This window comes from Aquabacter spiritensis, from assembly GCF_004346185.1.
Lineage (GTDB): Bacteria > Pseudomonadota > Alphaproteobacteria > Rhizobiales > Xanthobacteraceae > Aquabacter > Aquabacter spiritensis.
Window position 1 is genome coordinate 147,017 of sequence record NZ_SMAI01000011.1, and the last position, 21,759, is coordinate 168,775.

The 21,759-nt window shown below is 67.9% G+C and carries 21 protein-coding genes; 13 read left to right on the forward strand and 8 right to left on the reverse strand.

Annotated features, from left to right (window positions below):
- Window positions 1-2 precede the first annotated feature (2 nt).
- The 8 genes from EDC64_RS16800 to EDC64_RS16835 all read left to right on the forward strand — a co-directional run bounded on the left by EDC64_RS16800 (window position 3) and on the right by EDC64_RS16835 (window position 7,748).
- Window positions 3-761 (forward strand): SDR family oxidoreductase, encoded by a 759-nt coding sequence (locus EDC64_RS16800; RefSeq protein ID WP_132033468.1) that lies wholly within the window; start codon window positions 3-5, stop codon window positions 759-761.
- Between the two features lie 15 nt (window positions 762-776).
- The gene (locus EDC64_RS16805) at window positions 777-1,799 is read left to right on the forward strand and encodes a zinc-binding dehydrogenase (protein WP_132033470.1); all 1,023 of its coding nucleotides are present in this window, start codon (window positions 777-779) and stop codon (window positions 1,797-1,799) included.
- Between the two features lie 33 nt (window positions 1,800-1,832).
- Window positions 1,833-2,759: a lipid A biosynthesis lauroyl acyltransferase gene (locus EDC64_RS16810; protein WP_132033598.1), complete on the forward strand. Its 927-nt coding sequence runs from the start codon at window positions 1,833-1,835 to the stop codon at window positions 2,757-2,759.
- A gap of 186 nt (window positions 2,760-2,945) precedes the next feature.
- Window positions 2,946-3,428: a 5-(carboxyamino)imidazole ribonucleotide mutase gene (gene purE / locus EDC64_RS16815; RefSeq protein WP_132033472.1), complete on the forward strand. Its 483-nt coding sequence runs from the start codon at window positions 2,946-2,948 to the stop codon at window positions 3,426-3,428.
- Between the two features lie 3 nt (window positions 3,429-3,431).
- Window positions 3,432-4,520 (forward strand): 5-(carboxyamino)imidazole ribonucleotide synthase, encoded by a 1,089-nt coding sequence (locus tag EDC64_RS16820; protein WP_132033474.1) that lies wholly within the window; start codon window positions 3,432-3,434, stop codon window positions 4,518-4,520.
- 125 nt (window positions 4,521-4,645) lie between these two features.
- Window positions 4,646-5,635 (forward strand): sialic acid TRAP transporter substrate-binding protein SiaP, encoded by a 990-nt coding sequence (locus EDC64_RS16825; RefSeq protein WP_132033476.1) that lies wholly within the window; start codon window positions 4,646-4,648, stop codon window positions 5,633-5,635.
- Between the two features lie 120 nt (window positions 5,636-5,755).
- Window positions 5,756-6,340, forward strand: a complete 585-nt coding sequence (locus EDC64_RS16830) for a TRAP transporter small permease (RefSeq protein ID WP_132033600.1) — start codon at window positions 5,756-5,758, stop codon at window positions 6,338-6,340.
- 1 nt (window position 6,341) lies between these two features.
- On the forward strand, window positions 6,342-7,748 hold the full coding sequence (locus EDC64_RS16835) for a TRAP transporter large permease (protein WP_132033478.1): 1,407 nt from the start codon (window positions 6,342-6,344) through the stop codon (window positions 7,746-7,748).
- Between the two features lie 19 nt (window positions 7,749-7,767).
- Here EDC64_RS16835 and EDC64_RS16840 read toward each other — a convergent pair whose 3' ends face one another.
- The gene (locus tag EDC64_RS16840; protein WP_132033480.1) at window positions 7,768-8,175 is read right to left on the reverse strand and encodes a DUF983 domain-containing protein; all 408 of its coding nucleotides are present in this window, start codon (window positions 8,173-8,175) and stop codon (window positions 7,768-7,770) included.
- Between the two features lie 226 nt (window positions 8,176-8,401).
- Here EDC64_RS16840 and EDC64_RS16845 point away from each other — a divergent pair, with 226 nt between their 5' ends.
- Window positions 8,402-8,815 (forward strand): DUF5330 domain-containing protein, encoded by a 414-nt coding sequence (locus tag EDC64_RS16845; RefSeq protein WP_132033482.1) that lies wholly within the window; start codon window positions 8,402-8,404, stop codon window positions 8,813-8,815.
- Between the two features lie 110 nt (window positions 8,816-8,925).
- Complete coding sequence (locus EDC64_RS16850) at window positions 8,926-9,348, forward strand: SufE family protein (RefSeq protein ID WP_132033484.1); 423 nt, start codon at window positions 8,926-8,928, stop codon at window positions 9,346-9,348.
- A 13-nt stretch (window positions 9,349-9,361) separates the two neighbouring features.
- Here the strand turns inward: EDC64_RS16850 and EDC64_RS16855 are convergent, their stop codons facing one another.
- The 4 genes from EDC64_RS16855 to EDC64_RS16870 all read right to left on the reverse strand — a co-directional run bounded on the left by EDC64_RS16855 (window position 9,362) and on the right by EDC64_RS16870 (window position 11,908).
- Window positions 9,362-9,730, reverse strand: a complete 369-nt coding sequence (locus tag EDC64_RS16855) for a DUF805 domain-containing protein (RefSeq protein ID WP_132033486.1) — start codon at window positions 9,728-9,730, stop codon at window positions 9,362-9,364.
- Between the two features lie 145 nt (window positions 9,731-9,875).
- Window positions 9,876-10,451, reverse strand: a complete 576-nt coding sequence (locus EDC64_RS16860) for a DUF6456 domain-containing protein (protein WP_245504753.1) — start codon at window positions 10,449-10,451, stop codon at window positions 9,876-9,878.
- Complete coding sequence (locus EDC64_RS16865) at window positions 10,448-10,846, reverse strand: DNA replication initiation protein (protein WP_132033488.1); 399 nt, start codon at window positions 10,844-10,846, stop codon at window positions 10,448-10,450. The genes EDC64_RS16860 and EDC64_RS16865 overlap by 4 nt, the downstream gene beginning before the upstream one ends.
- 645 nt (window positions 10,847-11,491) lie before the next feature.
- Window positions 11,492-11,908, reverse strand: a complete 417-nt coding sequence (locus EDC64_RS16870) for a Ros/MucR family transcriptional regulator (RefSeq protein WP_132033490.1) — start codon at window positions 11,906-11,908, stop codon at window positions 11,492-11,494.
- Between the two features lie 402 nt (window positions 11,909-12,310).
- Between EDC64_RS16870 and msrB the strand changes: the two genes are divergently transcribed.
- Window positions 12,311-12,790: a peptide-methionine (R)-S-oxide reductase MsrB gene (gene msrB / locus EDC64_RS16875; RefSeq protein WP_132033492.1), complete on the forward strand. Its 480-nt coding sequence runs from the start codon at window positions 12,311-12,313 to the stop codon at window positions 12,788-12,790.
- Window positions 12,780-14,897: a S9 family peptidase gene (locus EDC64_RS16880; RefSeq protein ID WP_132033494.1), complete on the forward strand. Its 2,118-nt coding sequence runs from the start codon at window positions 12,780-12,782 to the stop codon at window positions 14,895-14,897. The genes msrB and EDC64_RS16880 overlap by 11 nt, the downstream gene beginning before the upstream one ends.
- Before the next feature lie 15 nt (window positions 14,898-14,912).
- Here EDC64_RS16880 and EDC64_RS16885 read toward each other — a convergent pair whose 3' ends face one another.
- Entirely contained in the window at window positions 14,913-15,722 is an 810-nt protein-coding gene (locus EDC64_RS16885) for a bestrophin-like domain (protein ID WP_132033496.1), read from the reverse strand.
- A 270-nt stretch (window positions 15,723-15,992) separates the two neighbouring features.
- On the opposite strand from EDC64_RS16885, the gene EDC64_RS16890 reads away from it, so the two are divergent.
- On the forward strand, window positions 15,993-18,914 hold the full coding sequence (locus EDC64_RS16890) for a DUF4114 domain-containing protein (RefSeq protein WP_132033498.1): 2,922 nt from the start codon (window positions 15,993-15,995) through the stop codon (window positions 18,912-18,914).
- A 36-nt stretch (window positions 18,915-18,950) separates the two neighbouring features.
- On the opposite strand, the gene EDC64_RS16895 is transcribed toward EDC64_RS16890, so the two are convergent.
- Together EDC64_RS16895 and EDC64_RS16900 are read right to left on the reverse strand one after the other, a co-directional pair.
- Entirely contained in the window at window positions 18,951-20,552 is a 1,602-nt protein-coding gene (locus tag EDC64_RS16895) for a hypothetical protein (RefSeq protein WP_132033500.1), read from the reverse strand.
- A gap of 202 nt (window positions 20,553-20,754) precedes the next feature.
- Window positions 20,755-21,594: a hypothetical protein gene (locus EDC64_RS16900; RefSeq protein ID WP_132033502.1), complete on the reverse strand. Its 840-nt coding sequence runs from the start codon at window positions 21,592-21,594 to the stop codon at window positions 20,755-20,757.
- Window positions 21,595-21,759: the final 165 nt, after the last annotated feature.

Below are 21,759 nucleotides of genomic sequence, written 5' to 3' on the forward strand. Positions count from 1 at the left end.
GCATGAGCGCGCGGCGCATCCTGGTCACCGGCGGCGGGCGCGGGCTCGGCGCGGCGATCGTCCGCGCGCTCGCGGCCGCCGGCTTCGACGTGACCTTCACCTATCGCAGCGCCGCCGCCGAGGCGCAGGCGCTGGTCGCGGAGCTTCGCGCCGCGTATCCCGGCACGGCGCCCGAGGCGGTCGCCCTCGACCTCGCCGACCGCGATGCGGTCGAGGCCTTCGCCGCCGGGCTCGAAGCCGGTACGACTGCCTTTTTCGGCTTCTGCCACAATGCCGGCATGCCCTACGACACGCTCGCCGCCATGATCGACCAGGCCAAGGCCGAGGCGGTGATGCAGGTGAACCATTTCGCCTTCGTGCGCATCGCCCGCGCTCTGGTGCGCCCCATGACGCGCGCGCGGGACGGCCGGATCGTCGCCATCGGCTCGGTCGCCGCGCTGCAGGCCAATCCCGGCAATGCCGCTTATGCCGCCTCCAAGGCGGCGCTGCAGGCCCATGTGCGGGCGCTGGCGATCGAGACCGCGCGGCGCGGCGTCACGGTCAATTGCGTCGCCCCGGGCTTCATCGACACCGCGATGCTCGCCAAGTTCGCCGACCACCGCGCGCGGCTGGAGGCGCAGATCCCCGCCGGCCGGTTCGCGACACCCGACGACGTGGCGCAGGTCGCGGCGTTTCTCTTCTCCCCTGCGGCAGGCTATATCACCGGCGCAACGATCCCGGTGGACGGGGGCCTTTCGGCCCAGCTCTCCGCCCACCGCTGACCTTCAAGGACCCTTATGCGCGCCCTTCAGCTCGTCTCCGACCGCAAGCTCGAACTCGTGGACATGCCCGAGCCCGGCGCGCCCGGTGCCGGCGAAGTCCAGATCCGCGTGAAGGGCCTCGCCCTCAACCATATCGACGTCTGGGGTTGGCGCGGCATGGCCTTCGCCAAGCGCAAGATGCCGCTCGTGGTCGGTGCCGAGGCGGCCGGCGAGATCGTCGCGCTCGGCGCCGACGTGCGCGGGCTGAAGGTCGGCCAGACGGTCGCGATGTACGGCGCCATGACCTGCGGCCATTGCCGCAACTGCCTGAAGGGCCGCGACAATCTTTGCGAGGCTGTCGGCGGCGTGCTGGGCTTCCACATCGACGGCTTCGCCCGCGACCTCATCAACATGCCCGAGCGCCTGGTGATCCCGGCGCCCGAGGGCGTGTCCTTCGAGGACGCGGCCTGCGCCGGCATCACCTTCTCGACCGTCGAGCATATGCTGTTCGACAATGCCAAGCTGGAAGAGGGCGAGACCGTGCTCGTCCATGCCGGCGGCTCCGGCATCGGCTCCGCCGCCATCCGGCTGGCGAAAGATGTCGGGGCGACCGTCATCACCACCGTGGGCGACGACGAGAAGGCGATCAAGGCCGAGATGCTCGGCGCCGACCACGTGATCAATTATCGCGAGGAGCGGTTCGAGCACCTGGTCCGCAAGATCACCAAGAAGGTCGGCGTGGACGTGGTGTTCGAGCATGTCGGCGCCGACACCTGGAACGGCTCGCTGCTCTCGATGAAGCCCGGCGGCCGGCTGGTGACCTGCGGCTCGACCTCGGGCGTCTCGGTGAACATGAACCTGATGCAGCTGTTCCAGCGCCAGTACCACATCATGGGCTCGTTCGGCGCCACCATCCGCAACGTCTCCGACGGCCTCGCCAAGATGGGGCGCGGGGTGCTGCCGGTGATCGACAGCGTGGTCGAGCTGGAAAACTTCAATGCCGGCCTCGAGCGTCTGGAGACCCGGCGGGTGTTCGGCAAAATCGTCGTCCGCTTCTGATCCGCCGGCGCGGAGACCCGGATCGTGTCGTCACTGAGGGCTCTGTTCGTGCGCATCGCCCGCCGCGCGCGCCTCGTGCTCGCGCCGCTGTGGGAGAGCCTCGTGGTCGGCACGCTGCGCGGGCTGGTCTGGTGGTCGCGCCTGTTCCCGGTGAGCTGGTCGTGCGCCATCATCGCGAGCCTGGCGAAACTGTGCGGGCCGTTCTTCGTCGTCAGCCGCACCGCCCGGCGCAATCTGCGCGCCGCCTTTCCCGAGAAGAGCGGGTGGGAGGTGTGGTGGCTGGTGGTCGGCGTCTGGGACAATCTCGGGCGCATGGCGGCCGAGTTCGCCCATCTCGACCGGATCTGGGACTATGACCCGGCGCATCCCGATGCGGGGCGCATCGAGATTGTCGGCGCCGACATCATGGCGCGGCTGCGCGACGACGGCCGGCCGGCGCTGTTCTTCACCGCCCATACCGGAAACTGGGAGCTGAACGCCATCACCGGCGCCAAGCTCGGCGTGCCCGGCGGGGTCCTCTACCGCGCGCCCAACATCAAGAAGGCCGCCGATCTGATCGCCGAAATGCGCGCGCAGACCATGCCGGGCCTGGTCAAAGCGAGCCGCCATGCCGGCCGGCAGATGGCGCGCATGCTGGAGGACGGCGCGCATATCGGCATGCTGGTCGACCAGCATTGGGGCCAGGGCGTGACGGTACGCTTCTTCGGCCGCCCGGCCGCCACCAACCCGACCCTCGCCCGGCTCGCCCGCCAGTTCGACTGCCCGGTCCACGGCATGCGGGTGATCCGCCTGCCCAAAGGCCGCTTCCGGATCGAGATCACCGAGGAAGTCCCCCTGCCGCGCGACCGCGACGGCCGCATCGACGTCGAGGGCGCGATGCAGGCCGTGACCTCGGTGATCGAAGGCTGGGTGCGCGAATATCCCGCGCAATGGCTCTGGCTTCACCGCAGATGGCGGTGAGGCGGTCGGCCTCGCGCGGCACATCGGAGGGGCAGCGGGCGCCCGCTTGGCCGCTTCAGCCCCGCCCGCGCCTCGGCCTGTTCCGCCCCCGACCCTCTCCCGCTTGACCGGCCGATCACCTCGCCCCTTGCCCGCCGCGCCGCGATCCTATAAAGCCGCGCTTTCCTTGAATTCGGGGGTAGGGCGATGGGATTGCGGCCGGTGGCCGTCATCATGGGCAGCCAGTCCGATTGGGAGACCATGCGCCACGCCGTCGACATGTTCGAGGCGCTGGAGATCCCCTGCGACGTGCGCATCGTTTCGGCCCATCGGACGCCGGAGCGCATGGTCGCGTTCGCCAAGGGCGCGAAGGATGCCGGCTTCCAGGTGATCATTGCCGGCGCCGGCGGCGCCGCCCACCTGCCGGGCATGGTGGCCGCGCTCACCCCGCTGCCGGTATTCGGCGTGCCGGTGGAGTCCAAGGCGCTTTCGGGCGTCGACAGCCTCTATTCGATCGTCCAGATGCCCGCCGGCGTGCCGGTCGGCACGCTCGCCATCGGCAAGCCCGGAGCGATCAATGCCGCGCTGCTGGCGGCCGCCGTGCTCGCGCTCTCCGACGAGGCCCTCGCCGCCCGGCTCGAAGCCTGGCGTGCGGCGCGCACCGAGAGCGTCGCGGAGCGGCCGTCCTGATCCATGCTGGAGCCCGGCGCGACGATCGGCATTCTCGGCGGCGGCCAACTCGGCCGCATGATCGCGCTCGCCGCCGCGCGGCTCGGCCTGAAGTCCCACATCCTGTGCCCGGAAGCCGACAGCCCGGCCTTTCAGGTCGCCGCCGGCCATATCTGCGCCGCCTATGACGATGCCGCCGCTTTGGCGGAACTCGCGCGGGTGAGCGACGTCGTCACCTACGAGTTCGAGAACGTGCCGCTGGCGACGGCGGAATTCCTCTCCGCCCGGGTCCCGGTGCGGCCCGGCGCGCGGGCGCTCGCCTTGACGCAGGACCGGCTGGCGGAAAAATCCTTCGTCCGCGAACTCGGCATCGAGACCGCGCCCTTCGTCGCGGTCGACGATCTGGCGGGGCTCGCGGCCGGCATCGCCGCGATCGGCACCCCGGCCGTGCTGAAGACGCGCCGCTTCGGCTATGACGGCAAGGGACAGGTGACGCTGCGGGCCGGCGACGACCTCGCCGCCGCCTGGACGGCGATCGGCCGCCAGAGCGCGATCCTGGAGGGCTTCGTTTCCTTCCGCCGCGAAGTCTCGGTGATCGGCGTGCGCCGCGCGGACGGCGCCTTCGCGGCCTATGACGTGACCGAGAACGTCCACCGCAACCACATCCTCCACACCTCCACCGTCCCCGCCAACCTCGCGGCCGAAACGGAAAAGGCGGCGCACCGCATCGCCTGGCAGATCGGCCGGGCGATGGACTATGTCGGCGTGTTCGCGGTCGAATTGTTCGTGGCGGAACGCGGCATGAGCGAGACGGTGATCGTCAACGAGATCGCCCCGCGGGTGCACAATTCCGGCCATTGGACCATGGACGGGGCGATGACGTGCCAGTTCGAGCAGCATGTCCGCGCCATTGCCGGCTGGCCGCTCGGCGACACCGCGCGGCTCGGGCCGGTCGAGATGCTGAACCTGATCGGCGACGACATCGCGGACTGGCAGAGCCATCTCGCCGACCCCGCCGCGCATCTGCATCTCTACGGCAAGGGCGAGGCCCGGCCGGGGCGCAAGATGGGCCATGTCAACCGCATGCTCGACCGCATCCCGCAGGGCTGCTGAGGCCCCTCCCCCGAGCGCTGTACCGATGGTTGCGCCGGAGCGCTTGACAGCCTGCCTCCGCCTCCTGTTCAAATCGATTTAAGCCGGCACGCCAATTCAAAGCCGGCGCTGTGGAGGATTCCCCCATGACCGCTCTTTCCCGCGGCCTGCTGGCCGCGTTCGCCCTCGGGGCCGCCGTGACGCTCGGCGGCGTGGCCGAGGCCCAGACCAAGCTGAAATGGGCGCATGTCTACGAGCCCGCCGAACCGTTCCATACCGCCTCGGTCTGGGCCGCCGGCGAGATCGCCAAGCGCACAAACGGCCGCTACCAGATCGACGTCTATCCCTCCTCCCAGCTCGGCAAGGAGAGCGACATCAATCAGGGCCTCGCGCTCGGCACCGTCGACATGATCATTTCCGGGTCGAGCTTCGCCGCCAAGGCCTATCCGCCGATCGGCGTGACCTATTATCCCTACACCTTCCGCGACGCCGACCATCTGCTCGCTTACGCCAAGAGCGACGTCTTCAAGGACCTCGCCAAGGGCTATGAGGACAAGACCGGCAACCACATCGTCGCCGTCACCTATTACGGCGTGCGGCAAGCGACCTCGAACAAGCCCTTCAAGACCTGCGCCGAGATGAAGGGCCTGAAGATCCGCGTGCCGGACGCCCCGGCCTATCTCGCCATGCCCAAAGCGTGCGGCGCCAATATCGCGCCGATCGCCTTCGCCGAGGTCTATCTCGCGCTCCAGAACGGCACCGTCGACGCGCAGGAAAATCCCCTGACGACGATCGAGGCCAAGAAGTTCTACGAGGTGCAGAAGAACATCATCCTCACCGGCCACATCGTCGACCACCTCAACACCATCCTGTCGAAGGGCCTGTGGGACAAGCTCACCCCGGAAGACCGCAAGATCTTCTCCGAGGTGGCGCTGGAGGCCGCCGCGCGGGCGACGGCGGAAGTGGCGCAGCGCGAGAAGGAACTGCTCGACGTGTTCAAGCAGAAGGGCCTGACCATCGTCGAGGTCGACACCGCCGACTTCAAGAACACCGTGATCAAGAACATCACCTTCGAGAGCCTCGGCTACCGCAAGGCCGACTGGGACCGCATCCAGGCGCTGAAGGCCACGAACTGAGCGGCGCCCGCCGTTCGACCCCATGGCCGGCCGCGCGCCGGCCATGGCCCGCCTGCCCCGTTCCCGCCGCCGATCGGCCATGCCGGGACGACCGCCTTCGCGAAGAGATCCGGACACATGATGGCAGACCCGGCCCGCACCGCCGAAATCCACACCGAGGTCACCGGCGCCGAACTCGCCGAGACCTTCGAGCAGGAGGCGCCGATCCGCCTCTCGGCCTATGGGCCGGAGGACTGGATCACGCTGCTCGTGTTCTGGGCCATGGCCGGGCTGGTCTTCACCCAATTCTTCACCCGCTACGTGCTGAACGACAGCTTCGCCTGGACCGAGGAACTGGCGAGCTACGCGCTGGTCGTGGTGGTGTTCCTCGGCGCGGCGATGTGCGTGCGGCTGTCGCGGCATATCCAGGTGGACCTGCTCTACCGCTTCCTGCCGCCGCGCGCCGGGCGCCTGCTCGCCACCGTGGTCGACCTGCTGCGCATCGCCTTCTTCGCTTATGCCGTCTGGCTGATGTGGCGCTATATCGCGATCGTCGGCGACGAGCCGATGGTGATGGTCGAGGCGCGCAAGGACATCGTCTATTACGCCGTCCTCGCCGGCTTCGCGCTGATGCTGGCGCGCGCCGTCCAGGTGACGATCGCCAATCTCAGGCGCGGCTATTCCGTGCTCGAGCGCCCCGCCGCCTTCGACGGGACGGAGGCGTGACATGTGGATCCTGATCGGCGGCTTTCTCGGCCTGATGCTGATCGGCGTGCCGGTGGCGCTGGCGCTCGCCGGGGCCTCGCTGCTTTATATCCTCGTCACCGGGACCGCCCCGGACGTGGTGATAGCGCAGCGCATGATCGCCGGGGTGGAGAGCTTTCCCCTCCTCGCCGTGCCCTTCTTCATCCTCGCCGGCAATCTCATGAACATTGCCGGCGTGACCGGGCGGATCTACGCCTTCGCGGTCGCCCTCGTCGGCTGGATGCGCGGCGGCCTCGGCCAGGTCAACATCGTCGGCTCGGTGATCTTCTCCGGCATGTCGGGCACCGCCATCGCGGACGCGGCCGGGCTCGGCACGATCGAGATCAAGGCCATGAAGGACCATGGCTATTCGACCGAGTTCGCGGTCGGGGTGACGGCCGCCTCGGCGACGCTCGGGCCGATCATCCCGCCCTCGCTGCCGTTCGTCATCTACGGCATGCTCGCCAATGTCTCGATCGGCGCGCTGTTTCTCGGCGGGGTGGTGCCCGGCGTCGTGATGACGCTGATGATGATGGCGACGGTGGCCTATTTCGCCCACCGCAACGGCTGGGGCAGCGACGCCAAATTCTCCTGGCGCCGGCTCGGCGCCGCGGCGGTGGAGATCCTGGTGGTCGCCGCCTTTCCGCTCGGCGTCTATCTTTTCACCTTGCTCGGCCTCACCACCAACCAGGCGGTGCTGCTCGCCCTCGCCGTGCTGCTGGCGGCCGACTGGTATTTCGACTTCTCTGCGGTGATGGCGCTGATGGCGCCGGTCATCCTGATCGGCGGCATGACGCTCGGCTGGTTCACCCCGACCGAGGCCGCGGTCGCGGCGGTGATCTGGTCGCTGTTCCTCGGCCTCGTGCGCTACCGCTCGATGACGCTGAAGGGCCTCGCCAAGGCGACCTTCGACACGATCGAGACCACCGCCTCGGTGCTGTTCATCGTCACCGCCGCCTCGATCTTCGCCTGGCTGCTCACCGCGAGCCAGGCGGCGCAGATGCTCTCCGAGGCGATTCTCGGCTTCACCCAGAACAAATGGGTGTTCCTGCTGCTCGCCAATCTGCTGATCCTGTTCGTCGGCTGCTTCATCGACACGATCGCGGCGATCACCATTCTGGTGCCGATCCTGCTGCCGATCGTCCTCAAGCTCGGCATCGACCCGATCCATTTCGGCCTGGTGATGACGCTGAACCTGATGATCGGCCTGCTGCACCCCCCGCTCGGCATGGTTCTGTTCGTGCTGGCGCGGGTGGCGAAGCTCTCGGTCGAACGGACGACGATGGCGATCCTGCCCTGGATGGTGCCGCTGCTGCTCGCGCTCGCGGCGATCACCTATATCCCCGAACTCACCCTCTGGCTGCCGCGCCTCGCCGGGCTCGGGCGGTGAGAGCCGCCCGGCCGCGCCGTCACGCCACCGGCCGGTCGGGGCCCGTCACGAGGCGGCCTTCCTGCGCCTTGTAGAAATACTGGCTGGCGACCAGCCACCCTTTCAGCGGGCGCAGCGGGGGAATGCAGGTGAGCAGCAGAAGCGGCAGGGTCGTCACCAGATGCACCCAATAGGGCGCCTGCCAGACGAGTTCGACCCAGAGGGCGAACACGGTCGAGGGCAGGCAGCCGAAGGTGATGACGAAGAAAGCCGGGCCGTCCGCCGGATCGGCGAAGGAATAATCGAGCCCGCAGACCTCGCAGGTCGGGGCGAGGGTCAGGAAGCCGTCGAACAGATGGCCCTCCCCGCAGCGCGGGCACCGCCCCCACACACCAGTCTTCATCGGGGAAAGAGGCGGCCAGTGCCGCGTCTGGTCCGAACCGGACATCAGCCGCTCCTGCTCGTTGGTTTCAACTGGCATGCATATCGAGTGGGCAGAGTGTGACTACAAGATGTGCACATGTCGCAGGCCGCGCGGTTTGCCGCGCCCCGCCAGCGTTAACGATGTCTTTAAAAGTCGGTGCGCGGGGGGCGCCGCTGCGCTGCCGAAGCCGGCCGGGTTTGTTATCCTGGCAATGCCCGGCACTGGAGGCTGGCCGGGCGGCGAGGCGTCCATGTTCTTCCTCATCCGCATGGCCTTTTGGCTGGCCGTCGTCCTGATGCTGCTGCCGATCTCCACCTCGGAGGACGGCACGCGGCAGATCGGCGCATTCCAGGCGCTCGGCGCGGCACAATCGGCGTTTTCCGATGTCGGCGGCTTCTGCCAGCGGCAGCCGGACGCCTGTGCGGTCGGCGGCCAATTGCTGGCGCATCTCGGCGACAAGGCGCAGGCCGGCGCCAAATGGCTGTACGAAAATATCGGCTCGGCCCAGGTTCCGGTCGAGACCGGCGATACCGCCCCGCCCGCAGTCCATAGCCTGACGCCCCAGGATCTCGCCCCCGCTTGGGGCGGCGCGATCGGCGAAGCGCAGAAGCCGGCCGCTCCTGCGGCGCCGAGCATCCCCCTGCCGCCCCGCCGCCCGGCCTGATCCGCGCCAAATCCGGGGGCCGGACGGCGTCGGGCCGCTTTTCCCCCGGCCGATGCGCGCTATATGAGGAAGGCGGGCCGCGACGGGGCGGACGCCCGGATCCTGGACCCATGGACGCAGACACGCTGATCGCCGATTTCGAACTCCTGGACGATTGGGAGGACCGCTACCGCTACGTCATCGAGCTGGGACGGGCTTTGCCCCCCTTCCCCGAGGCGGAGAGGACCGAGGACAACAAGGTGCAGGGCTGCGCCAGCCAGGTGTGGCTGACCTCCCGCCGGCGCACCGGGCCGGAGGGGACGGTGCTCGAATTCCAGGGGGATTCCGACGCCCATATCGTCCGTGGCCTGGTCGCGGTCCTGCTCGCCATCACGTCCGGCCGACCGCCCAAGGAGATCCTGGAGACCGACGCGCTCGCGCTGTTCCGCAGGGTCGGCCTCGAAGGCCATCTCACGCCGCAGCGCTCCAACGGCCTCAACTCGATGGTGAACCGGATCCGCGCCGATGCGCGCGCCGCACTGCCGGAGGCGTGAGGCGCGCGGCGGTTCAGGCCGGGGCGGACGGATAGGGATCGCGGCCGAAGCGGTTCGCCCCCCGCGTCCCCGGCAAGATGTGGAAGATGAGGACCACCAGCCCGCCGATCACGGTGAGGTAGAGCAGCAGCCACCACCCGGTCCGGTCGATATCGTGCAGCCGCCGCACGGCGATGGCGAGCGCGGGGATGAAGTGGATCAGGTGGACGATGCCGCTGATCGGGCCGCCATGCTCGATGGCGTAGCCGAGCAGAACCACATCGAGCACCGCCGCGACCAGCTCGATCAGGATCAGGATCAGGACAAACAACCAATAACCGCTGCGGCTGGTGCGGCCTGAAAAGGTCGCGTAGTTCCGCATCGCGTCGAGATAAGCATTCATCGCGTACCACCCCCCAGAGCACGACCTGCCGGCCCCCCGACGGCGCGACCGCTGCCAATCGAACGATGTATAGCAGGCGGGCCTTGCTGCACATCAAGGCTCGCCCGCACCCCCCGAAAAAACATTGCCCGGATCGAAGACGGCGTCAGCCATCCCCGCCGGCTTCGGCGCGCCAGGCCCGCGGCGCGACGGCGCGCCGGCCGGTCGCAACGCTGGCGAGGCCGTAATGGGCGGCGAGACGGTCGAGCCCGAGCCCGAGCACCACCTTGCCGGTGCGGGCCGGCCAGCCGCGCTCCTGCTCCACCGCCTCCAGCCCCTTGAGAAAGCAGCACACGTCCAGCAGCACCCCGGACAGTTCGGGACCGACTGCGGCGAGCGCGGCGTTGACCCGGGCCTTCGCGGCCAGCACCACGTCGCTGAAGGCTTCGATGCCGCCGCCCCGTCCGGCCGCCGACCAATTGGTGGTGACGCGGGGGGTCAGGCCGGCGCGGGTGAAATCGCAGCGCAGGCGCTCACCCGCCGCGAGCTGCGCCGGCGCGATCAGAGGCGCGCCGTCCCGTCCTTTGCGCAAAGCGAGCCAGGCGAGCGGGCTCTCGGCCAGGTTCATCTCCAGGGCGCGCTCGGTGCCGTCGACCAGCACCCGGCAGGAATGGACCGGACGGCGGACCGCCTCCCCCGCCGGCTTGACGCGCCCATGGCCGGCGCGCGGCGTCCGTCTCATGGCCGCCCCCCATCCGCGCCCGCGAGCCGCCGTTCCAGCCGCGCAAGGTCGCGCTCGAATGTTCGATCGTCGTCGCGCGCGGCTTCCACCCGCGCGCAGCCATAGGCGATGCTCGATCGATGCCGCCCGAAGGCGCGCGCCGCGGCGCGCTGCGACAGGCCGAGCCCGACATGCGCGAGATAGAAGGCGACGTGCCGGGCCCGGGTCGCGGGGTCACGTCCGGCCTGCGGCGTGCGGATGCGGGCGACGGGAAGCTCGGCCCAGGCGGCGGCGAGCGCCAGCGCGGTCTCGGCATCCCGTGCGACGGCGTGCGGCGCGGGCGACGACGGCGAGACGGACGGGCTCGGCCGGCCGGACGATCCCCGCGGCGGGGGATCCAAAGCAGGAGTGGACATGAGCAGATCCTGAATTTGATACTAGGCTTAAAATCCTATATCGCTTCAGGCCTCATGACAAGCCATCGTTGCACGCAAATTTTTCGCACGCAATCGGATCGGGTCCGGCTACTCGGTTTTATTTCCTATTCCGCCGTCCGCCACCCCCGCCCGACGGCGCATGATGGCGACAGCGAAAGGAGGTTGCCATGAAGACCAGGACCCCATCGAAGGCCATATCGAAGCGCGCATCCGTGAGCGAATCGGCGCCCACGGTGGAGAGGCGTCGCATCCGGGCGATGCGGTGCAGCGACCGGGAGCGCGAGATTGCCCGCCGGCTGCCGGCCCTTCGCGTCCTCGCTGCCGCGCAACCCGGCGGCCTCGGCGCCGCGCTGCGGAGGATGCGGCGGGCGGCCCGCGGTTGGACAGCGGATTACGACCCGGCGCGCCATGCCGCGCTGCTGCGCCTGGCAAAAGAAAAGGCGCCCGCCGGAGAGCGGGCGCCCGACACGGCGCCCCGCGGGCGCCGTCGAACCTAGAGCGCGCGCCGATCGGCTTGCATCGCAGGCTGATCGGAAAACACGGTCTCTAACGAATGAGCAGAGACTGAGTCACCGATCGGGGCGATTCACCCTGATCGGATCAGGCTCCAAGCATTTCGAGGAGTCAGCGACGCCGGCGGCGCTGCTGGCCGAGCCCCATCTGCTTGGCGAGCTCGGACCGCGCCGCAGCATAGTTCGGCGCCACCATGGGATAATCCGGCGGCAAGCCCCACTTCTCGCGATACTGTTCCGGGCTCATATTGTATTGCGTGCGCAGATGGCGCTTGAGCGACTTGAACTTCTTGCCGTCGTCGAGACAGATGATGAAGTCGGGCGTGACCGACTTCTTGACCGGCACCGCCGGCTTCAACGGCTCCGGCGCGGGTTCGGCTTCACCCTTGGAGACGCGCTGCAGGGCAGCATGCACTTCATTGATGAGGCTCGGCAGATCGGCCGCCGCGACGGAATTGTTGCTGACATAGGCAGAGACGATGTCCGCCGCCAGCTCGATATAGGAGGTCGATTCCGCTGCTTCGCTCATGGGACTTTCTTCAGGTTTGAAACGAAACTCGCATTGACCGCAGGAATGCAGCCGACTTGCATTGGCGAACGCTGTATCCCCAGCCCTCCCGGGACGGCGGAGCGATTCGACAACCACGCCACTCCAGTTAGTTAGGTTGTCGGCTCGTCAAAATCAAGTTCATTTTGCGGCTATGCGTTCTTATTCTTCACAGCTCTTTGGGGTTCCGCGAGAAAGCGACACATGCACTAGATCGTGAAAGTCCATCCCAGGATTGCGCAACATAAGGCGTCATCCCGCAAGAACCGGCCGAAATCCGCAAGACCGGCGGCAGGCTGCGGGCCGGACCCCGAAGCGGGATCCCTTTTGACGCCGCGACGTTCGTCTGCGACAGGTGGTGCGTGCAGACGAGAGGATGCCCCGATGGCCGAAGACGCGAACGCCCGAGATGCCCATGTCGGCGGCGACCGCCCCAGCCGGGACAAGGTCGTCAAGAGCGAAGCCGAATGGATGTCGTGCCTGACGCCCGAGCAATTCCGGGTGGCGCGGCAGCACGGCACCGAACGCGCCTTCACCGGCCCCTATTGGGACGACAAGCGCGCCGGCCTCTATCATTGCGTCGCCTGCGACGCGCCCTTGTTCCGCTCCGAGACCAAGTTCGACAGCGGGACCGGCTGGCCGAGCTTCTTCGCCCCGATCTCGCCCGACGCCTTGGCGAGCCACGAGGACCGGACTCTGGGGATGCGCCGGGTCGAAGTGCGCTGCGCCCGCTGCGACAGCCATCTCGGCCATGTCTTTCCGGACGGCCCGCCGCCGACCGGGCTGCGCTTCTGCATGAACGGGACGGCACTCAAGCTCACGCTCGACGCGGCGCCCGAGGGCGAGGCCGGCAATGCCGCCTGAGACGCCCCGCGCGCCCCGCCGTCCCACGCACCGCGACATTCACGGCGTCCGGCTGGACGACGACTATGCCTGGCTGAAGGCGGAGAATTGGCGCGACGTGATGCGCGATCCCGCCGTTCTGGATGGCGAGATCCGGGCCTATCTGGAGGCGGAGAACGCCTATGCGGACGCCTTCTTCGCGCCGCGCGCGGCGTTGAAGGACACGCTGCTCGCCGAGATGCGCGGCCGCATCAAGGAAGACGATGCCGGCGTCCCCGCGCCCGACGGGGCGTTCGCTTATTATTCGCGCCACCGCCAGGGCGGCCAGCATCCTCTCTATTGCCGCGTCGCGCTGCCGGCGGGCGAAGAGGAGATCCTGCTCGACGGCGACGCCGAGGCGCAGGGCAAGGGCTATTTCCATCTCGGGGCGGTGCGCCACGCCCCCGACCATCGTCGGCTCGCCTTCGCCGCGGACCTGCAGGGCTCAGAACTCTATACCCTCACCGTCCGCGACCTCGAGACCGGCGCCGATCTGCCGGATCGCCTGGAGGGCGCGACGGGCGACCTTCTGTGGTCGCAAGACGGCACCGTGCTGTTTTATATCCGCCGCGATGCCGAGCATCGGCCCTCCAAGGTGTTCCGCCACACGCTCGGCAGCGATCCGCACGACGATGTCCTGATCTATGAGGAGCCAGACAAGGGCTTCTTCGTCTCGCTGGCCGAGACCCAGTCGCGCGCCTACGGCCTGATCGCGTGCGGCGACCATGCCACCTCCGAGGTCCATCTGATCGACCTGCGCGCGCCCGCAGCTCCGCTGCGCACCGTCGCCCCGCGCGAGGCCGGCGTGCGCTACGAGGTCGAGCATCATCCCGATCTCGGCGGCGAGGACAGTCTCGTCATCCTGACCAATGCGGGCGACGCCGAGGACTTCAAGATCGTCACCGCGCCGAGCGCCAATCCGGGGCGCGCCTTCTGGCGCGATCTGGTGCCCCACCAGGCCGGGCGCATGATCCTGAGCCAGATCGCGTTCCGGTCCTTCCTGGTGCGGCTGGAACGCGAGAACGGGCTGCCGCGCATCGTCATCCGCACGGTGTTCTCCAGCGACGAACACGCCATCGCCTTCGACGAGGAGGCCTATGCGCTCGGCATAGACGGCGGCTACCTGTTCGACACCGCCGATCTGCGCTTCACCTATGCCTCGATGACCACGCCGTCCGAGGTCTGGTCCTACGAGATGCACGGGCGCGGGCGGCATCTTCTGAAGCGCCAGGAAATCCCGAGCGGCCACGACCCTTCGGCCTATGTGACGCGGCGCATCTTCGCCCCCGCGCCGGACGGCGCGCGCGTACCGGTGACGCTGCTCTACAAAGCCGGCACGCCGCTGGACGGCAGCGCGCCCTGCCTGCTCTACGGCTACGGCGCTTACGGCATCACCATTCCCGCCGGGTTTTCGGCCAATCGTCTTTCCCTCGTCGACCGCGGCTTCGTCTATGCGGTGGCCCATGTCCGCGGCGGGACCGAAAAGGGCTGGCACTGGTACGCCGACGGCAAGCTCGACAAGAAGACCAACACGTTCAGCGACTTCATCGCCGCCGCCGAGCACCTGATCGCCGGCAAGATCACCCGCGCCGACCGCATCGTCGCCCATGGCGGCTCGGCCGGCGGCATGCTGATGGGGGCGGTCGCCAATCTGCGGCCGGACCTGTTCGCCGGCATCGTCGCGGAAGTCCCCTTCGTCGACGTGCTCGCCACCATGCTGGACGCGACCTTGCCGCTCACCCCACCGGAATGGCCCGAATGGGGCAATCCGATCGACAGCGCGGAGGCGTTTCACCTCATCCGGGCCTATTCCCCGGTCGACAATGTGGTGCCGCAGACCTATCCCGCGATCTTCGCTCTCGCCGGCCTGACCGACCCGCGCGTCACCTATTGGGAGCCGGCGCGCTGGATCGCCCGGCTGCGCGAAATCGACCAGGGTCCGGGTCCGCTCCTCCTGCGCACCAATATGGAGGCGGGCCATGGCGGCGCCGCGGGCCGCTTCGACCGGCTGGAGGAAGTGGCGCTGATCTATGTCTTCGCCCTCGCAATGGCGGGAGCGTCGGCGGACGCCGGATCGACCGGGAACTGACCCCGGCCGCGCGCCTCACCCGGGGCGGACGCCTTCCAGCAGACGTGCGGCACTCGGGCAGGGCACCGCTTCCATGCGGTGCAGGAGCCGCTGGATCGGCGCCGGCGATACCTGGATCGCGCCGGCAAAGGGCTCGCCCATTTCAGTGACCAGGAAGATGGCGGCGGCGATGGTCGCCATCGCCAGGATATGGCCGCCGATCACCAGGGGATTGGCCGGCGCGAACAGGCCGGAATAGGCGAAGATCAGCGCGAACCAGCAGATCACGACGACGATGAGATTCACCGGCGTTGCGGTCCGGGCGACGCCGGTCACCTTCCACCGATATTCCAGAAGCTGGCGGGAGGCGGCGAGCAGGGAATTGCGCCGCGCCTCCTGCCCCGCCGTCACGGTCTCGAGCGCGCGGATCTGCCCGTCGAAGCGCAGCAAGGTCTGGAGGGCGTCTTCGGCGATCATGTTCGCGGAGAACGCCGTGACGGAGTCCCAGTTTTCCGCCAAGAGTTCATGGGTATAGGTGTGCAAGGTCAGGCGCAGCGGACAGGCGGCCGGTCCATAGGACAGGAGGTCGAGATCGGTGATCTGCAGCGCCGCGGCATATTTCTGAACGTCCGAATAGGCCTCGCTCAGATTGTAGCGCGACGAGTTCACCATGAGGCCGAGAAGCAGCGACGACATGGTGGCGACCATGGCGATGCTCGTCTTCAGATTCTCAATCGACCCCTCGCCGCGCCAGTCGATCGGCAGGCGGCGCGCGATCAGCATGGCGCCGCCGCCGGCCAGAGCCATGGCCAGAAAGGCCGCGCCGGCGAGAATCCAAGGCGTCATGGCGGTACGTCTCCCTCAATCGTCGCCCCCGAGCTGCTGGGATCGACGCCGCGCGAGCGATGGATGCACCAATCCCTCGCCGACGCCAAGAGACCCCGCGCCCCTCGGCGGCAGGCCTCTCGATCCGGCGGATGGGTGCGACCGGGGTGAAAGACGCGACGCTGCGACTGCGACGGAAAAAGTCGCTGCGGCTTCACCGTTGCAGGTTTATCCTCCCGCTCGGGTGCGCCCGCGCGCCCGGGTTTTCCGTCGCAGAGTCAGGGTGCGGCCATGGCGTATACTGAGATCCAGAATTCCTCCTATCTTCAATTCACCGGCTATTCTCTCGTCGACCTCTCCGCCACCGTGCAGCACGCCTATCGGTTCGGTGATTCGGACTATGAAACCGCGGATTCGAGCGACCTCATCAATGTCGCCATCATCCTGCCGCGCGCGAACGACCCCACGGCGCTTCTCGAAGCCGATTGGGGAACCCGCCAGCAGATGCTCGCCGAACTCGGATCGGACGGCGTCTGGGACACTTACGGCGCGGATTCGACCACCTATTCGGACGTCGTCTCCTATTTCGGCGGCGATAATTCCGAAGATCAGATTTATCCGACCTTTCCCTATGACGCCTATTCCAACACCTATGTCAGCTCCGCCGAATCCCGCACCTTGTGGGTGCAGATGGATGGAACCACTTTTTCCCAATTCTTTGGAACGACGCTCTATTATTGCACGTCTCAGGAATTCTATTTCTGGGAAGGCAACCTGAACCTTCCCGATGATTTCGGCTGGGAATTGGGCGGGCTCTGGTTCGATGCCTCGAACAGCCCGGAGGGCGAGAACCAGGCGCACGACGCCTCGGTCGCCCTGCCGCAGGGCGTGCAGAGCATCGGCAACACGCTGACCGCGACCAACACGGCGACCTCCCTGAACCCGCAGGATATCGCCGCCGACTTCTACAATTTCCCGCTGAACGGCGAGGCGGTCCCGACCGGCGCGATCGGGCTCGTCGAGCCCGGCATCGGAACGGCCATTCCCGGCCCCGACAGTTTCGACCATTACACCAAAGAATACCGCAAGAGCGTCGGCGTGTCGGGGGATGGGCTGGTCTATACTCAGGGCGCTGTCGGGCAGAGCTATCCCGACAATGGCGGCCTCGAGCGCTCGCTCGACGTCGGCGTCGTGACCGCGATCAACCCGAACAGCGACATTGCGATGTATGTCGGGTCGGGCGACCAATATGGCGCGACGTCGAGCGTCTTCACCGCCTATCAGAGCGCCATCTGGCAAGATCCGGACACCGTGCCGGTGGGCTGGACGAATCCGGCGGTCATTTCGTCCTCCTGGGGAGACGGCAACAATCCCGACCCGAGTTCGTTGTTCTATTCCGCCTATAGCGAATTGTTCGTCGACGCCGCCTTGAACAATCAGACGATCTTCACCGCGCTCGGCGACGGCGGGTCCGGCAACCAGCAATCCAACGGTCTCACCAACGTCACCTACAATTATGCCAGCCCCTATTCCGTGCTGGTCGGCGGCACCTCGGTCTCGACCGTGAGCCAGGCGACGCAGGATTATACCCTGACGCCGTTCCTGCAATTGGCGGCGGGCGGCGACCGCGCGACGCTCTGGCGGCTCGTGGCCGGCGGCCTGACCTCGTCGCCGAAGGATGCGAACGCGACCCAGCAATTCATCGAGGTGGTCTGGAACCAGTATTATCTCGACGGCACCACCCTCACCGCCGACGGCTATACCAGCAACAACACCACGTCCGGCGGCGTCGACACGACCCAGCCGACGCCCTCCTACCAGCTCGATTTCGGCCTGACCCCGACCACCACCACCAACCCTTATCCCGGCCAGGGCCGCGGACTGCCGGACGTCGCCGCCAATGCCGGCGGCAACACCTATTATGTCGTGCCCTCCCCCGACATGAAGGACATTTATTACGACTGGGGCACCAGCGCGGCGACCCCGCTCTGGGCGTCGCTGGCGATCCAGTTCAACGCGATCTTCGCCGATCAGGGCCTGCCGCAGCTCGGCTATATGACCGACCTGCTCTATCTCGCCGCGGCCGTCGCGCCGGGCGCTTTCAACGACATCACGATGGGCAACAATATGTCGTCGTACCGCCTGGGCGGCACGTATGACAGCCAGGGTGAGATGATCACGCCCACCGGCTACGGCTACGAGGCCACGCCCGGCTATGATCTGACGACCGGGCTCGGCTCGCCCAACGGCCTGCTGCTCGCCCGGACGCTGACCGCCATCGCCCATTCGCAGATGTCTTATCCGCTCTCGCCGGACGTCATCGTCCAGCTTCCGGTCGATCCCAGCGATCCGGCCTCCGCGGTCGAACTCGTCAGCGGCACCCGCCAGTCGCTGATGTTCCAGCCGATCCTCGCCGCCGACGACGCGTGGTCGCTCTCTTTGGGCGGCAGCGACATCAGCTTCTCCGGCACCGCCTCCGGCTCCTATGCCTGGACCAGCCAGCTCGCCCAGCAGAGCCTGCAGCAGGATTTCTCGGCCGACCTCGTCACCCTGTTCGACCGTTTCAGCCAGGGCACGGTGTACCAGACCGTGGTGGAGGCCGGGGCGGGCATCGGGGTCGACATCCAGGGCGCCGCGACCAGCCTGCCGCAGATCAACCTGACCTCGGCGTTCGGCTTCGTCGACTTCACCGACGCGGACGGCGACAGCGCGATCCAGGTGGCGCGGGCGGTGGCGATCGCCGAAACGGCGCTCGCCACGGACGATCAGACCGCCATCATGCGGATGCGCCAGAACGGCATGAACGACGTCTCCGTCCTGTTCTACGAGGTCGACGATTTCGCGGGCACCGTCGACGGGCTCGCGCCCGGGGATGCCGGCTATGACGCGGCCGCTACGGCGCGGGCGTACCAGGAGAGCGGCGGCGCGACCTGGATCGCCGGCAAGGGCTACGGCCAATATGGCGAGGCGGAGCTGATCGACGTGGATTCCGGCGATCTGATCGCGATGATCCTGTCGAACGGCACCGACACCTTCTATGCCTTCGCGCAGGCCAACGAACAGGTCGACGGCCAAAGCGTCGCGCATCTGTGGAGCTACGGCCTCAACACCTGGGGCTGGGAAGACCTCTATGGCGGCGGCGACCGCGACTATAACGACCTCGTCGTCCAGCTCGACTTCACGTCAGCCTATGGCAGCGGCTGGATCGCCTGAGCCGCCGGCGGATCCGAACCGGCATGCGCCCGCCCCTCACGGGTGGGCGCAGCGCACCTCGAAGGCCTTCACGGCCTTCTCTTCGAACACCACCCGCCCGTCGCAGCCGGCCGCCTTCAGGGCGGCATCGAGCTGCTGCTCCTGATAGGGGAAGATCTCGACGGTCGCGATCAAGGTGACGTCGTCCCGCGTCACCCGCCGCACCACCCAATCGACATAAGCGCGGAAGTCCTCCTCGCGCTTCAGCACCGACCAGAGCTGGTTCGGAATGTCGTCATCGTTCGCGGCCAGCCGCCGCTTCAACTCCGCGACCGAAAGATTGGGCGCCGAATTCCGGTTGAGCAGCCCCTTCACCTCGAACGTCTTGTCGGGATCGGTGCCGTAGAAGAGCTGCAGGGTCGGGTCGAAGATCACCCATGAGACGACGTGCCGGTACTGGTGCTGCTTGATGAATTGGTAGAGATCCCACACGTCCGTCTTGACATAGGAGGTCCGGGCCGCGACCCCGAGATTGTAGAGCATCGCCGGGGCGATCATCAGCGCCAGAAGCGCGGTCCGCATAGCCGGGCGAAGGCCAAACGCGGTCAGCATCCGCACCACCAGCCAGCCCAGGAACAGGCCGATCACCGGGGCGACATAGAGCATCTGCCGCGTCGTGGAGAAGGGATAGATCCCGAGCACGTTCAGCAAGCCGAGGCCGCCGCAGACCCAGACGAGCAGCCGGGCGGCCGCGTGATCGGCGGAGCGTGCCTCCCCCCATCGCGGCAGGATGGGCGCCGCGCGGGGCGTTTTCGCGCGCAGCCCGGCGATCAACAGCACCGGAGCGGCCACCACGATGAACAGATGCGGGCCGATGCCGCGCACCTCCTTCAGCATGATGACCAGGGAGGTCAGATCGCCATTGCGCACCACGTTCAGCAGCGTGAGGCCGGCATATTCCTTTCCGTAATTGATGAATTGGAACGCGATCATGGGCTTGACCATGACGACATAGACCGCGCCCCAGACCAGGCAATAGAGGACAGCGCCCGCGGCCCAATAAAGCCGGACGCCCCGGCTCTCCCGCGTGACGACGATGTCGAACATCACCGCCAGGATGATGAACACGCTCGAAAACGAGAAAAAGATCGAGAGGATGCCGAGCGCCAGGAAGAGCGCGAGATAGCGCAGGGAATAATCGCCCTTGCGCGCGAGATGCATCATCAGGAAGACGATCGTGAAGATGAACTCGAAGGCGTATTGCTTGATCTCGGTGGCGTAGAGAAGGATCGGCCGCACCGCCAGGGTGATGAGCAGGCCGTACCAGAGCCCGGTATCCCGTGTCCGCAGCGCAACCGCGAGCGCGCCGGCGAAGAACACCCAGCACAGGAGAAGGAGGAAGAACCGCGTGAGGAAGAGATCGCCGCCCTCGAGGCTGTAGAAGGCGGAAAGCACCGCCATGGCGAGCGGCGGCGCGGCCTGGTCGTAATAGGGCAGAGGCGCGAAGAAGCCGAGATAGCCGGCCGCGAAATTGAGGATGATCGCGCCTTCATCCTGAAAGATGGAGCGGCGGCACGCCAAGGCCCCGGTCGCGAACACGCAGGCGAGACAGAAGACCACGATGAGCCGGCTGCCGCCGCCGGCGGACACGGCGGCCATCCAGGTCCGCGCCTGGCCCGGCACCGGGAAACGGCCCCCGATCGGCGCCCCGGCGCTTGCCTCCCTCCGCGACATCACGTCCCCGCTGCCTGACGTCTCCGCTGCGGCCCGGAGCCGCCGGCATCCGGCCGCCTGCCCCCGCCCGGAAGTCCCCGTGGCGTGGGCGGTGGTCCGCAGGCGGCCGCGCCGCCCACAGGCGCGCTCAGCGTTGAGAGGTGCGCGCGACGTGGTCGCGCAGTTCCTGCAGCGACCCGAACCGCAGCGTGCCGTCCGGCAATTCGGCTTCGATCGAGCCGTCGGTATAGAGCGTGTAGGCCATGCCCCCGACGATGCCGGACTTCAGCACGCTCGGCTCGGACGCCGGATCGGGGCGGCGCGCGGCGGGCGGCGCAGCAGGAGGCGCGGCGGCGGGCGGCGGCGGAGGCGGTGCGAAGCCGCGCACCGTCCGCTCGGGCGCGGGCGGCCGGACCGGCTCGGGCGCCGCCTCGGGCTCGGCGGCCGGCGCGGGAAGCGGCGGCTCGATCGGCGGGCGCATCCGCCCGGTGTCCGTCTCCCCCGGGCGCCCGAGAATGCGGCCGCGGCGCAGCGCATCGGGGAGCGGCGGGGCGACGGCCGGGTCGAGGGCGGCGGTGGTCTCGGGCCGTCCGAAGCCACGGGTGCGCAGGAAGGGCGGCGGGGCCGGGCGCGGCGGCTCGGCGGGGCGCTCGACGATCGGAAGCGGCTCGGGCTCGGGTTCCGGCTCGTAAGCCTCCTCCGGCTCGAAGGCGGCGTGGGCCGGCTCGAGGTCGGTGTCGTCGTGGGCCGGGGCCGGGGCAAAGGTGGCGCCCGGCGCCAAGATGGCATCAAGCCGCTCGGACAATTCCCTCAATTCCTTGAGCACCATGGCGACGGCGATGATGACGATGCCGCCCGACAGGCTCACCGCTCCGGTCGCGATGAGCGTGTTGCCGAAGGAGGACACGAAGATCGCGATCCCCAGCGCCGCGACCACGAGGCCCGCGAGCGCGAGCAGAAAACCGAGAGCCACCAGGAACCGCCACATCGCCTCACTCCACGCAGGACCGTTCCCCCGGTCCGGTTCATTGCAATCCATGGCAGAAATCGGCGCGCCAAGTGTTGTCCGATCCCCGCGCCGAGCCTATCTAAGTCGCAGTTCTGGCAGCCCATGCCGGCTTCGAGATGCGGCTGCCGAACTCCTCCCGGACCG

What these genes read in the sequence shown, in the direction of transcription:
- EDC64_RS16800 (WP_132033468.1), top strand. Translation starts at nt 3, where the DNA reads ATGAGCGCGCGGCGCATCCTGGTCACCGGCGGCGGGCGCGGGCTCGGC.
- EDC64_RS16805 (WP_132033470.1), top strand. Translation starts at nt 777, where the DNA reads ATGCGCGCCCTTCAGCTCGTCTCCGACCGCAAGCTCGAACTCGTGGAC.
- purE (WP_132033472.1), top strand. Translation starts at nt 2,946, where the DNA reads ATGGGATTGCGGCCGGTGGCCGTCATCATGGGCAGCCAGTCCGATTGG.
- EDC64_RS16820 (WP_132033474.1), top strand. Translation starts at nt 3,432, where the DNA reads ATGCTGGAGCCCGGCGCGACGATCGGCATTCTCGGCGGCGGCCAACTC.
- EDC64_RS16825 (WP_132033476.1), top strand. Translation starts at nt 4,646, where the DNA reads ATGACCGCTCTTTCCCGCGGCCTGCTGGCCGCGTTCGCCCTCGGGGCC.
- EDC64_RS16830 (WP_132033600.1), top strand. Translation starts at nt 5,756, where the DNA reads ATGGCAGACCCGGCCCGCACCGCCGAAATCCACACCGAGGTCACCGGC.
- EDC64_RS16835 (WP_132033478.1), top strand. Translation starts at nt 6,342, where the DNA reads ATGTGGATCCTGATCGGCGGCTTTCTCGGCCTGATGCTGATCGGCGTG.
- EDC64_RS16840 (WP_132033480.1), bottom strand. Translation starts at nt 8,175, where the DNA reads ATGTCCGGTTCGGACCAGACGCGGCACTGGCCGCCTCTTTCCCCGATG.
- EDC64_RS16845 (WP_132033482.1), top strand. Translation starts at nt 8,402, where the DNA reads ATGTTCTTCCTCATCCGCATGGCCTTTTGGCTGGCCGTCGTCCTGATG.
- EDC64_RS16850 (WP_132033484.1), top strand. Translation starts at nt 8,926, where the DNA reads ATGGACGCAGACACGCTGATCGCCGATTTCGAACTCCTGGACGATTGG.
- EDC64_RS16855 (WP_132033486.1), bottom strand. Translation starts at nt 9,730, where the DNA reads ATGAATGCTTATCTCGACGCGATGCGGAACTACGCGACCTTTTCAGGC.
- EDC64_RS16860 (WP_245504753.1), bottom strand. Translation starts at nt 10,451, where the DNA reads ATGAGACGGACGCCGCGCGCCGGCCATGGGCGCGTCAAGCCGGCGGGG.
- EDC64_RS16865 (WP_132033488.1), bottom strand. Translation starts at nt 10,846, where the DNA reads ATGTCCACTCCTGCTTTGGATCCCCCGCCGCGGGGATCGTCCGGCCGG.
- EDC64_RS16870 (WP_132033490.1), bottom strand. Translation starts at nt 11,908, where the DNA reads ATGAGCGAAGCAGCGGAATCGACCTCCTATATCGAGCTGGCGGCGGAC.
- msrB (WP_132033492.1), top strand. Translation starts at nt 12,311, where the DNA reads ATGGCCGAAGACGCGAACGCCCGAGATGCCCATGTCGGCGGCGACCGC.
- EDC64_RS16880 (WP_132033494.1), top strand. Translation starts at nt 12,780, where the DNA reads ATGCCGCCTGAGACGCCCCGCGCGCCCCGCCGTCCCACGCACCGCGAC.
- EDC64_RS16885 (WP_132033496.1), bottom strand. Translation starts at nt 15,722, where the DNA reads ATGACGCCTTGGATTCTCGCCGGCGCGGCCTTTCTGGCCATGGCTCTG.
- EDC64_RS16890 (WP_132033498.1), top strand. Translation starts at nt 15,993, where the DNA reads ATGGCGTATACTGAGATCCAGAATTCCTCCTATCTTCAATTCACCGGC.
- EDC64_RS16895 (WP_132033500.1), bottom strand. Translation starts at nt 20,552, where the DNA reads ATGGCCGCCGTGTCCGCCGGCGGCGGCAGCCGGCTCATCGTGGTCTTC.
- EDC64_RS16900 (WP_132033502.1), bottom strand. Translation starts at nt 21,594, where the DNA reads ATGTGGCGGTTCCTGGTGGCTCTCGGTTTTCTGCTCGCGCTCGCGGGC.